The organism is Pseudomonas sp. S9, from assembly GCF_000222125.1.
Classification (GTDB): Bacteria; Pseudomonadota; Gammaproteobacteria; order Pseudomonadales; family Pseudomonadaceae; genus Aquipseudomonas; species Aquipseudomonas segetis.
In genome coordinates, this window is the sequence record NZ_AFFX01000005.1 from 274,646 (window position 1) to 286,490 (window position 11,845).

Below are 11,845 nucleotides of genomic sequence, written 5' to 3' on the forward strand. Positions count from 1 at the left end.
CGGTGACTCCCGGCCAACAGTAGGCGTTAAAACGAAGGTATCTTTGCAGCTATGAAACCTCCTGCCAAGTTGTACCGTTTTCGACCACTGAGCGATAAAAGCGATTTGCTGGAGCGGGAGCTTGAAACACTGCGACAAAGCTACCTGTATGCCCCTTCATTTTCTCAGATGAATGACCCTATGGAGGCCTTCTATACAACTGGTGGGCCTGATGATCAGATTTTCGACGCCTTATTCTCACGTGCGGGGCTTAGCACTAACGTACTGCACAAGCCATTCAAGGAAATGGTCAGTAGGTTTGGTCTGGTTTCGTTTTCAGCCAGCCATCTGGATTTGCCGATGTGGGCCTACTACGGCAGTAAATTTTCCGGGATGTGCTTGGAGTTTGATACTGAAAATTTGACCATTGGTGACTTCCAAGGTGAGCACTTAGTTAAGGTGAACTATGCGAAAAGCGCTGCTCCCCCAATCACGGTATCGGGCATGCTTGGTGGCGTAGAGCCGTTGCTGATTTCGCGACTAGCACGCAAGCGCGTTGAGTGGAGGCACGAGAAGGAATGGCGCTATATCACTGGTTGCGTTGGCCGAAAGCACTACCTGGATGATGCTCTCACCAAGGTGTATCTGGGCCCCCGTGTATCTGACAAGCATGCAGATGCTGTGTGTCAAATCCTGAAAAATCGGCCAGTCGAGGTTATGAAGGGGGAGACTCTGGACTTCGCTCTGCACTTTCACACGCTTCAACAGGCTGCCCCATTGGGGGCATGCGAGAGGGTGGGTCGAGGTCTATTCGACCCAGCCAATGACCTGTACCCAGAAAGTGAGCTGCAAGTTTTTCTGGAGATGAATTACGTCAGACTGATAGATGAGTGCCGCAAAACCGCATTGAGGCCCAATCTGGAGGGAGTCGACGTCGCCGGCATATCGTCCGACAACAGTCAGTTAATGTACCTCACCACCAGATACAAATTGCGAAGCGGCCGAGAGGTCTTTCATCAGCGTTACTTCAATAAGCAGTTCAAGCCCGCCTCCCCACCCAGGCGGTGCTGAAGTGAGTGACCAAAAGTCCCGCTTCTGCAGAGCTGTTATGCGGGTCAAGCAAACAAACTAGGCTGGCGGGGCTGGGTCGCCTGCTTAAGGATAATTCAGATAAGCCGGTCGCTCAGCCAGTAGTCCTGGCCAGCCAGGTCTCCAAAGTGTCGGCGCTGACTCCCTTACGCACGGGCTACTTGAACTGCCGGTGAGTCTCCAAGTTGAGCAGACGGCGCAGGGCAGTATTTTGAAGTCCGCTTTTGGCCCAGGCTGTGTAAAAATGTTTTTGAGCACACTGGGCGCCCCCAACTGCGCAGAAAATCGCGCTTCTATGCGAAATCTTGGTCTGCTGACATAGCAACAAATTTTAGATTTCACGCAGACGCACGTACTTCGATTTGAGCTGAGCGTTTTTACACACTCTGGGCCGGAAGCAGTCGATCGCCAAGGCTGGACCTAGGCTCATCTGATTGAGGTGAACCTCATCCTTTTCCGCGATACTCCTTGTCATTCACCCAGCAGTAACGGTTCGGATCTTTTGCCAGCAAGGACGCTCTCATGGTTTCGCGCCTTGCCTTGTCCGCCCGAAGGAAGATGCCTCGTAGTTCGGTGTCGATACTCTGTTTGCTAGCACCGCGTTCCTCAGCCTTGGCGTACCAGTCATGTCCCTCACCAAAGTTGCCTAACTCCATGCACACCGCGCCTAGCAAAGTACATGGACGAAAGTTTCGCGGCTGTGAATCATGCCCTTTCTTGCCTAGTTTAAGAGCTTCGGTACGCCGCCCTAGGTCACGCATGACACCGCCTTGGGTGGTACACATCGCTGAGTGGATCTTGGGGTGTTTAAAGCGATTGGTCGGTACGCTTGCGAGTACTTTGAGTGCAGATTCTGGCTGATCGCACTTTCGATAGTGACCACTAGCGTTGATTGCATTCCACGGGTCCTGGGTTCTGTGGTACTCATTGCCGCAGAATTCGGCCTCGCGGAGGTGGTAGGCCTTCCGCAGTTCCTGAGTGAAATGGTCTTGGACCTCAGTATTGAGCCAAACAAAGTCGTCATCGGCCAGTCGGTTGCCGGAGTCGATGTTCTGGAGGATGTCCATCATCTGTGGCAACAAAGATTGAGCGATGGCGAAAATCCCGTATTTCCTCCGCAGGATGTATGCGGGATCGCTTTCGCGGGCAATGCGAGCAACCTCGGCGGCCTTATTCCGGAGTCTTTGTGCTTCGGCCTGTTCAAGGCGAGCTGCTTCGGCAGCTGTACGAGCGACCTCAGCTGCAGCGATGTCTGAAATATAGGACTCGTAGGTGGTTTGGCCAATGGCCAACTCATACAGTCGGAGAAACCCTTTGACCTTTAGGTAGTTGAGATAGGCTGCTGCAAGCGGACGTCCTTGATAGAGAGCGTCCAGGATATTGCTAAACGGCGAAATAATCGCCTTAGGGTGGTTCACACGGAAGTGACGGGCAATGTCTCGGGGTGTCGGGGCTGTGTAATCGGGTTCGCGCATACGAGTTTTGTACGCTGCTTCAGCCGCGTCACGATTACGCTTGCATTGCAGTGCCCACGCAGCTTCGTGGGCGATGCGAGCTGCATCAACAGTTTTGCGCTCATGATCGGACTGGGCCTTCTGCGCTGCAGCGCGCTCAATACGAGCAGCCTTTGTGGATTCGATCTTACGCTGGGACTCAATATGCCACGCACGTTCCTGGGCTAAATGATCAGCCTTCTGAGCTTGGTGTTCTGCTTTGGCAGCCTGCTCTCGAGCTACTAAAGCCGGATCTAAAGCTGCGATGAAACCCTCATAGGTAATCTGGCCAGTCGCCAGTTGATAAAGCTCATTGAGGTTCTGCTCTTGCAGATAGTTCAGCGACAGTGAGGAGAGAGGCTGTCCACGAAATATGCTTTCGAGGATCTTGCTTAGGCGAGTAGCGGGAATTGTCGCGCCGGTAATGCGGCTGACACAGAAGTGACATGCGATGTCGTAGAGAGTTGGGCGATTCAATTCCATAAAAGGGAGAGTCCGTTCTGCGTGGGAAACCTAACTCGGATTCTCTCACAAGCTTTAGAGGACCGCTTATGTCCGACTCTCCGCTCTTGGCCAATTCACGGTGGTGGTCACCAGCGATGAACGAACGCTCAGCTCTGGCCATTACCCCGCCCAGCATCTTTACCCAATAAATACCCTGCAATAGCACCAAATAGGCCAATTATTGGGGTCAGCTGATCATTGCTGTAACCAACCACAAGTAGAAAGCTGGACGCCCCAATAATTGTGATAATACCAAATGTTTGTAGAATCACCTGAGGACTTGACTTATGTCTCCACAGCAGAATAGTGGAAAGCCCTATGATCGCCAAGGTAAATAGCAGGATCGAGACTGAAAGTGCCTGTATCAACTCTGGCGACCAGACACTAGCCTGATCTGAGCCGGATCCTGCCGTGGGCAAGGATATTTCGTTCATTCGCTCGACTGCAGACTTCCCCATCACTTCACTCATCTGTCAACCCACTTTCAAGTGTCTTAATTCGAGTTTCAAGCAGGATAACTTTTGCCGACAACTCATTTATTGCATCCATTTGTACCTTGAGCATTTCTATCACTGTCTGACTTGAGCCAATTGCAAAAGCAGGCACCGATGCGTGGGAGAAGTCTTTTCCCAGATTGAGCAGGAAGACGTTTCCGGTTTCATCCCGTGCTGGAATGAAACCGCTTTCAGGGCCCAAAAAGTGAAGCCCCCTTGGCTGAATAATATCGGAGACAGACGAAGCTTCGGCTTTTCTTTCGTCCATAACACCTGCACTTTTTCCATCGGCAATAGCGTTTAGTGCCGGCAGAAAAAGCAATAGAGCAGGGATCCATCTTATATCCATCACTAGTTCCTTTTGAGGGGGGCATCTTCTCAGTCGAATGATAGCTGAATGTGGCGCTAGCCTAGGTGACCGGCTGCTCTTGGCCGTTAGCGGCGACCTGGTTTCGACCGTCGCTGTGCACGGTTAGACCTCGATCTGTTCCGCCATCTCTAGGGCGTCATCGACCTCAATCCCCAGATAACAAACGGTGCTCTCCGGCCTCGTATGGCCGAACAGCAGCTGTGGCGTCTCCCCGAGATGAAACTGCCATACTTAAGCTTTCTGTAGTGAGGGTGACGTTATGGGCACGCCTGATAGCTGGCGAGTTGTCTGCCAAGATCTAGGAGACGGCAGCGGAGAAGTTATCGTGAGCTTCCATTTGAGCTACTTGAGAAGCTTGGTTGGATTTTGGGAGATGAACTGATAATTGAGAAGGGGAAGGAAGGCATTTCCCTAATGCTCAAACAGCGAGCCGTGAACGCACCTTCATAGGGCGGACTGCGGGCAGCATCCGCTTTCGGCTAATAGCGGCCTATTCACAGTTGTTTTCCCAAGCATTCCCACGCTAACCTCAGCCCATAGACCCGCCCATAGGGACCTACCACTATGGTCACAGCTCCCATTACTCCTTTACGGATAGATAGGCAGAAATAGAGTCCACAAGGAATTAGCTGATGAACTCGCCAAAATTAATTGCCAAGGACATTTCAATTGATCACATCGAAAATCTATATGAAAGTCATAGCAATGGACATCCTTTACTGTTACCAAACGGATTTAAATCACTGCGCATTGGGCTGATATCCAGATTATCCCAGTTCTTCATTACCCAAGAAAAGAAGCATAATGCTCCTTTATATTTCTCCTGGGTGAATCCAGAGAACAAAAAAAGCTCTACCGACATTGTCACAGATCCAATTTGCCTTGCTGCGTTATTAATGGCCGACGACATCATTGGTGCAGATAAAAAGCCAATAAAACGTGAGTTGTCTAGTCTTCTTGTAAACAGATTTGATACCCCTGTGTTTAAGAAAGGGCGCCAAATCCAAATGTTTGCAATTGACCATTCCATAGATAGGTATGCCAGGCCTGAATGTTTCTACCATTCGAATGAAGAGGCAAAGATACCTCAAAGTCCATCATACTATTTTGATGTTATTCAAGAGTATCTCAAGGACGTTGCAAAGGACTCAACACTTAAAATTCGAGACTACATTGGGATCGGTGAGTTGCTCGCAGAGTTGGCTAATAACACTGATCAGCACGGTAGATCAGATTATGCAAAGGGAAGGAGTCCTCGATCTGTACGAGCTATAGTTGTGAACTCCCACTTGATTCAAACTGGCGTTGATGCATCTGGCATCTGCGGAGAACAGAACTCCATTGCTTCCTACATTGAATCAGTTAGACCTCGCAAAAAAACCCTGAGCCTACTTGAAATTTCAGTCTTCGATAGTGGCCCAGGAATATATAGGAGCTTCCCAAAATCCCAAGACTTCCCTTCCCTAGAGGAGGAGTCTGAATTGGTCACTAACAGCTTCAAAGATGGCATTACGTCAAAGCCGAATGGAATAGGTGTAGGTCGAGGTCTAGACAGGGCGCGTAAGATATTGAATGACCGGCAAGGCTTCCTATCTGTCAGAACTGGGCGTTTGGCTATGTATAGAGATTACAAGGCCAATCCCATTGTCGAGCAGGCTGATACAGAAGCTCCAGATATTCAGCTCTTCGATGAAGTAACCAATCATCAGAATATCTTTACCGAGATGAGCGAAGTGGAAGGTGTCAGTTATACCATTTTGGTGCCGCTAAAATGAATAGCTTTTACCTATACCGAGCAGATATTGCTCCTTACCAAAATATCCTAGTCTGTTACATTGCAAGCACTGGGTTTGATCTAGTTAGATTTAAATCTGCAATTAAAAACGCGTTTGAAGGTTCCCCGTTTTCCAGAGAGCTTGTGTTAGTAGCAGCAGATTTTAATAAGAATTGTATTCTAAATGAGTTCTTTGAATGCCCAGATGAAATTAGGAAATTGAAGCAAAGTATCAATAACTATCAAAACCTAAACCTTCATTTGGCGCTAATTGACTCGAAAGGTGATGCCTCCTTTCACAAAAAAATAGAAGATGATGCGGGCTCAGAATTTAGCCTGCAGACCAGTTTCAAAAAAATAATTGATCACGGCTTGATAGATATTATTTCAAGAAATAATTTAGTTATGGAGTCGTCATCAAACTATCATTTTGTAAAGCCCTCGGGTAAGCACTCGAAGAAATTCATGAAGGCTTCTAATGTCATGCAGCGGAGCGCGGAGATATCTTTTCTAGCGATAAATCTTCTAAAGCACATTAGTCCTAGAATCGATAAAATTTATACGGACACAGCCGGCATATTTCCGCTTGCCTATGAATTGATTTCAATAAAACGCGGCTTCTCAGATGAGCCCTGCGAGTTCATCGACTCATTTGGAAGTTACAATGGACTTGACAGCTATACCTTTGCAGGTAGCAAAAACACACTCGTACTTATATCGGCCTCAACCAGTGATGATTTGTCAAACAAGTTGAAAATTAAATCAGGCTTAAAAAAATCTCGGATCGTATCACTATTCACACCCACCACAGATTCTAAATATTCGGCACTTGTTAATCTAACAAGTTACTACAGAACCTATAAAATGGATCTGTTTGCGAATTTTACATCCGCCTCAGAACATGAGTGTGAAATGTGCATTTATGAAAAATCCATCCCGCTTTCATTATCCAATAGTCAGTTTGTATTTGAGGCTCCAAAATCCGAACTCTATTTGCCGCTTGCAAAAGACTCCAGCGCTGCACTGAAGGAAATAATCTCAAACTATAAAGATAGCAAGGTTTTCAAATGTTTGTACGATGGGCTTGGTGGTAATAGTAGCACTACACCAGAGTACTTTATTGACGTAAGCACTCTGGTTAAGCAAAACTCAAAGTACGACCAAAAAATCAAACACTATGTGGCACGAAGCTTCCCACTCAGCGCTGACCTTATTGTGCACGCTAATGACCAAGGTGCTTGCGACCTGGCGAGCAAAATAAAATCGAAGGTACAAGAGCTGGGCAAAGACATCGCAATATCATCTCTTGAAGATATAAGTAGCCAGTCGCCAAAATATGGCATTGTAGTGGTCGCAGGCTCAATCCAGACAGGAAAGTCACTATTAGACATTAGTCGCAAATTGCGGGAATTTGATAAACTGCCAATTAGCTATGTTATCGGATTTGCTAAGTTTAATGATTGGGCCGGTTACTCAAAATTAAAAAATGATCTTTGCTACAATAATGGAAATCCTAATTTAGGCCCTCATCAATTCAAAGCTATCGAAGAAATCATGCTGCCAATAAATGAGCATAGAAAAACTTCATGGGAGAGAGAGCATGAGGTTTTAAAGCTCGTCAAGCAGAGCACTAAGCTATCAAAAAATGCGCTAAATCAACTAAATAAAAGATCGCTAGATTTACGCAAGGCCACCGATAGCACTACACAAGGATTAGGAGATAAAATTTTCCTGCAAAGCCCTGCAGGGAATGACATGGTATTGGGTAAAACTTTTGCCTTCTGGAGCGATCGGGATAACAATCAGGAGTGGGAACATCAAGGGAGCGTTTATTTCACCATCTCAAGCGTCTTGCAAGGATTGAGGCATACAAAATCCCCCAAAGACTCCTCCCCTCTTAAATCTGGCTATATCCTAAAGCAGCTTGATCCGCTGTTATTTGACCGATTCAATGAAGGAGTTATACAGGCTTCTGTCCTTCGATCCGCGAAGCCAAGAGAGCTTGATTACAGTGCCGATGATGAAAGCAGCAAGATTATTGGCACGTTGATCGAGCGTATGATCAAAACCCCTGAAGCAAGCACCTCCGAAGCGCTGCCCGAGTTTCTCTTAGCAATTTGTTCAGCAAAGCTGCAAATCAAAAAAGATCACATCAAAACCCTGAGCACACTAACGCTGGACTCGAAAAAATTCCCATTAACAGCTGCACTATTTGATCACGCAAAGTCCGTATTATTTGGAAAATCCGAAGGTAATGAGCATACACCCGCAGAGATTCCATTTTAGCGCGATAATCAGGGTATGTGTTTAGCGGCCTTACGTTGTTTCCATCTAAGTTGAGACAACAACTGAAGTCTAGGTGGGCCATGTCCCGCTTTGCCCGCCTATTGCCAGATTTAGCTGCATCGCTCTGGATTTTATAGTAACTCGACGACCGCTATTGGCCCAGGCTGTGTAAAAACGCAGGCGCCGTTTTGAAGTCTGCGTTGCTACTTAGAATCTACCGCCGCTTGGTCTGTCAGCAGACCTGAAGTTTGCGTAGGAACGCGATTTTTGTTCCGAGTCAGACCATCAAAACGTTTTTGAGCACACTAGGCGCCCACAGCTGCGCAGAAAATCGCGCTTCTATACGAAATCTTGGTCTGCTGACATAGCAACAAATTTTAGATTTCACGCAGACGCACGTACTTCGATTTGAACTGAGCGTTTTTACACACTCTGGGCCAAAAGGAGTCATTCGTGAGTTGCCATCAGCAGTCAGTATTTCGATGAGCAGTCGGACGCGACTCCCTGAATCGGTGATAATCGCCAAATAAAAAAGGAGTGCCTCTGTAAAGGGCACTCCTTCCTGTTTACTCGCAATGCTAAATCGCTTGGTTTTGGTCAAGCGCTGTGGCTTACCGGTGCGAACTCTGCTTTCACAAAATATGTTATTTCTCCGGTTTCGAGATTCGATATACCGGCCTGCGCACCAACCTCTACTAGCTTTGCCTTGACTGACAGTTCCAAATTTTTGTCTGTGGAGAATGATGTGTTTTCTTTAATCTCTAGGGAAGCAGTCAGACAGCCGCCCACTTCGCGTGCAAACACGACCGCCTTCCACGAAGGCTCATACGGCAGCCAAAAGAAGTTCTCACGATCGACTTTGCTATCTGCTTTCCAAGGCTTGCCGGTTAACGAGAATTCACGTGTATCGAGTGAATCAGTATCGCATTCAGTTTTACCTGCGTAACTGACTGCGCCTCCACCCATAGGGCCAACTTGCACCGATGCTTCTGCGCTGATGGAGCCGCGGGTTTTATCGGATACTTTCTTGGTGATGCTGATTTTGGTCGCTCCGAGTTGAACCAGTAGTTTGACCAGTTCCGATTCGCGCTCCTCCAGCAGGATTGCGTCGTAGCTATCGCTGGGAATGTAGAGGTTCCTGTTATCCGGGTTCGAGTAGTCGGACAGTGGGTGTTTGCGGTAAGCCTTGCCAACGACTGGGTGCCCTGGCTGGAAACGATAGTCAGCCTCTTTGGCTTGGGTACGGGAAAGCGAATGGCGTTGTACGTAAGCAGTGAGCAAACGTGTTTCTTCGGCTATGGCTAGAGCTGGGGCTGATTCATCGGTTGTGGCGCTGCGATCTTTGGCGATTAGTGATGCACTCGCGCCTGCAACACCGGCAGCGGTGGCCGCTGCGCCAATAATCATAGAAATAGGCAGAATAGGAATCAGGAATGACGATGCTGCAGCCGCTGCGGCCGTAGCTGCCGCTACGCCGGAATATGCAGTTTTTCCAGTCAGCGGTGTCGTATTTTGGCCAGGAAGTGTGAAGTTTGGGGTGTAGCCGCTGTCATTTGGCTGTGAGGTGTCTGAGGCGAAATGATCTTCTACGATGTAAATGAGATCTAGCATTGGGTAACGCTCCTTGTTGGCCAAACACATGGTTGCCAAGCCGGCATTTAGTGATCGTTCCTTGCCAGGGAAGTGTGTATTGATGCTTTTGTGTCGGCCTTTCTCGACGATTCTTGAATCGCCCCTGATTTCCTAGACGCATTTGACTGGCTGCTGGACTACCCCCGCTCCAATAGACACCTCCAAGCCTAATAATACGGCCCATTAGGAGGTGCTATGAGCAATCCACGTTATCCCGAAGAATTCAAAATCGAAGCAGTCACGCAAGTGACCGAGCGGTGTCTGCCGGTGGCTGAGAAAATAGCCTTTTGGGCTGGTTTTTGTTGGCCGCATGCGAAGTAGGGCAGCATTCTTCAGAGAGGGGTGTATGCTGATCTCATTAACAATCCGTTGAGAGGATCATGGGAGGCAGTATGGAACCTCTTGGGTATTTTATTTGGGGTACGGTATTGGCGATTGCTTTGATCGGAACCGGAGGTTTTTTGTTCGCTAAGCGGCTCGAGCGGAGCCTAAATAGCAAAAAGCCTTGAGTAGTCTCTGAAGGCCTTTCAAATGTCATAGGTACCTTTAAACTTTTCCCCACCGGCACTGGGGCAGTGAGGAAAACTGCTTATCGTTAGCCGCGCGTCGTTCTATATAGGTTTGTATTGCACTGGTTGCATGCATGGATTCGGCGTTGGTCATTACGTGCCTCAAGACCATATTGTCGGAGGCTGCATGACCTACAGTGCCAGCATTGAATGCGGCTCAATTGAGTTTTTCGAGCGTACTCTTCAATATTAGGAAAGCGCAGCCAGGCTTCGTGTTTGTGCTTCCTTAGGTCGCCTGCGAGCCAATCGGCGAGAAGTGCGCAGCCTACTATGAATATGATGAACGCAGCGATTACATACATGTGTTTTGCTCCTTTGTTTTTGGTGTTTTTCTAGATCCAATATTCGCGTTCTGCACTTATTCGTCCTCGTCCTCTTCTGCCCACCGTTGGTGAATACGCCGGCTAGCTGCTACCCGTGCAGGTAACAGCGGTAAGAAGCCGTCATTGGTCGCGATGTGAGGGGCTGTCAGCCAGGCCAGGAAAAGATACTTTCCCGGGTTTATCAGGAATTGCGAGAGCGTAATGTCGAGCTTTTGCTGTATCTGAGCATCGATGTAAACCGATGACCAAGCATTCAGGTGAACCTGTTGATCAGGTGTGAACGTGATTTGTTCTTCGAGTGACATGGTATGGCTCCGTTTGGGTTACGGTTCCAGTTTCCCCGAAATTTTAATAATGCAAGCTGCGTGGGAATGCGCTCAAAGGCAGGGCTTTGGCAACGAAACCCTGCCAGTATGCAGAGCCTCAGCCCGCCATGGCCATGAGCGTTTATGGCTCGACGAAAAGCTGCTTTTGTCCTCGGTTCAGAATAGACCGAGCGCTAACCCCGGGCAGGCCTGGGTTATAAATGAAGAACCATGCGGGAAGTTGTTCTGAGAACTTGGTAATCAAGACAATGTCGTCTGCATTTGCAGGTGCCCCCCAAGCATCCAGGAAAATTGGGCCATAAACATTTCCCTCGCCCTTCATGAATGAAGGCGCCTGTGCCAGATTTGGGGAGTGGTCAGTTATCAGATCGAATAGTTGGGCATAGGTCTGTACCAAACCACCTTCACCGAATGGTTGGCCGAGCACATGCCTAACCTTGGTCGAAAGTAACTTTTCCCGGCCATGTTCATCCTTGCCGTAAACATCCGCGCGCGCTTCTATATATGCCTTTGAAGCAACAGCCACAGCTTTCTCCGGAGTTGATGCCAGGCTTTCAGGCACCCATGCGGCGATTTGTATTCGAGCGGCAGGGCTCCCCGGAGTTAATCCACTCAACAGCAACATTGTTGGGTCTCCTGACGCAATAAGCTGTGCGGCTCCGCTTAGTGAGTGATCAAGGTTGCGACCTCGAGACCCAGTCAATGCAAAGGTTTCTTCGTACTCGGCGCGTGATATGTCATGGGCGGGAATGCTCATCGCATCTGCTATTTGCAGTGCCAATGATGAGGTTCCGGTTCGGGGGAGCAGGCCGCATCCGCTCAAGACGGATATGAAAAGGGTAATCAGGATAGTTCGAGACATGGCATACCTTGGCTGACCAAATTTTAGTGATGGATGAGAGGAGTAACTTTCAAGCACGCAGCATTGGCCATAGAACGATGCTGGTGAGCAGGCACGCACATATCCACGTCGCAAGCGGGAGCCTCAGCAACCTCATGGATTCGT

Annotated in this window: 10 protein-coding genes; 4 read left to right on the top strand and 6 right to left on the bottom strand. The window is 48.4% G+C overall.

All coding sequences use genetic code 11. The features are described 5' to 3' along the window. Positions 1-51 precede the first annotated feature (51 nt). The gene (locus PSES9_RS0112695) at positions 52-1,050 is read left to right on the top strand and encodes a DUF2971 domain-containing protein (protein WP_010487467.1); all 999 of its coding nucleotides are present in this window, start codon (positions 52-54) and stop codon (positions 1,048-1,050) included. Between the two features lie 464 nt (positions 1,051-1,514). Here PSES9_RS0112695 and PSES9_RS24320 read toward each other — a convergent pair whose 3' ends face one another. The 3 genes from PSES9_RS24320 to PSES9_RS0112710 all read right to left on the bottom strand — a co-directional run bounded on the left by PSES9_RS24320 (position 1,515) and on the right by PSES9_RS0112710 (position 3,908). Beyond that, positions 1,515-3,044: a hypothetical protein gene (locus tag PSES9_RS24320; RefSeq protein ID WP_010487468.1), complete on the bottom strand. Its 1,530-nt coding sequence runs from the start codon at positions 3,042-3,044 to the stop codon at positions 1,515-1,517. A 128-nt stretch (positions 3,045-3,172) separates the two neighbouring features. After that, the gene (locus PSES9_RS0112705; RefSeq protein ID WP_036988206.1) at positions 3,173-3,535 is read right to left on the bottom strand and encodes a hypothetical protein; all 363 of its coding nucleotides are present in this window, start codon (positions 3,533-3,535) and stop codon (positions 3,173-3,175) included. After that, positions 3,528-3,908 carry a hypothetical protein gene (locus PSES9_RS0112710; RefSeq protein WP_010487472.1) on the bottom strand — a complete coding sequence of 127 codons (381 nt, stop codon included), beginning with the start codon at positions 3,906-3,908 and terminating at the stop codon, positions 3,528-3,530. The genes PSES9_RS0112705 and PSES9_RS0112710 overlap by 8 nt, the downstream gene beginning before the upstream one ends. A 653-nt stretch (positions 3,909-4,561) precedes the next feature. Here PSES9_RS0112710 and PSES9_RS0112715 point away from each other — a divergent pair. Together PSES9_RS0112715 and PSES9_RS0112720 are read left to right on the top strand one after the other, a co-directional pair. Continuing rightward, positions 4,562-5,704 (top strand): hypothetical protein, encoded by a 1,143-nt coding sequence (locus tag PSES9_RS0112715; RefSeq protein WP_010487474.1) that lies wholly within the window; start codon positions 4,562-4,564, stop codon positions 5,702-5,704. Continuing rightward, positions 5,701-7,989 (top strand): hypothetical protein, encoded by a 2,289-nt coding sequence (locus PSES9_RS0112720; protein ID WP_010487476.1) that lies wholly within the window; start codon positions 5,701-5,703, stop codon positions 7,987-7,989. The genes PSES9_RS0112715 and PSES9_RS0112720 overlap by 4 nt, the downstream gene beginning before the upstream one ends. A 597-nt stretch (positions 7,990-8,586) precedes the next feature. On the opposite strand, the gene PSES9_RS0112725 is transcribed toward PSES9_RS0112720, so the two are convergent. Continuing rightward, positions 8,587-9,600, bottom strand: a complete 1,014-nt coding sequence (locus tag PSES9_RS0112725; protein ID WP_010487478.1) for a hypothetical protein — start codon at positions 9,598-9,600, stop codon at positions 8,587-8,589. A 216-nt stretch (positions 9,601-9,816) separates the two neighbouring features. On the opposite strand from PSES9_RS0112725, the gene PSES9_RS25530 reads away from it, so the two are divergent. Further along, the gene (locus PSES9_RS25530) at positions 9,817-9,942 is read left to right on the top strand and encodes a hypothetical protein (protein WP_010487480.1); all 126 of its coding nucleotides are present in this window, start codon (positions 9,817-9,819) and stop codon (positions 9,940-9,942) included. A 606-nt stretch (positions 9,943-10,548) separates the two neighbouring features. Here PSES9_RS25530 and PSES9_RS0112735 read toward each other — a convergent pair. After that, the gene (locus PSES9_RS0112735; RefSeq protein ID WP_010487481.1) at positions 10,549-10,818 is read right to left on the bottom strand and encodes a hypothetical protein; all 270 of its coding nucleotides are present in this window, start codon (positions 10,816-10,818) and stop codon (positions 10,549-10,551) included. Positions 10,819-10,960: 142 nt separating this feature from the next. After that, positions 10,961-11,701: a hypothetical protein gene (locus PSES9_RS0112740; RefSeq protein ID WP_138943104.1), complete on the bottom strand. Its 741-nt coding sequence runs from the start codon at positions 11,699-11,701 to the stop codon at positions 10,961-10,963. Positions 11,702-11,845 lie beyond the last annotated feature (144 nt).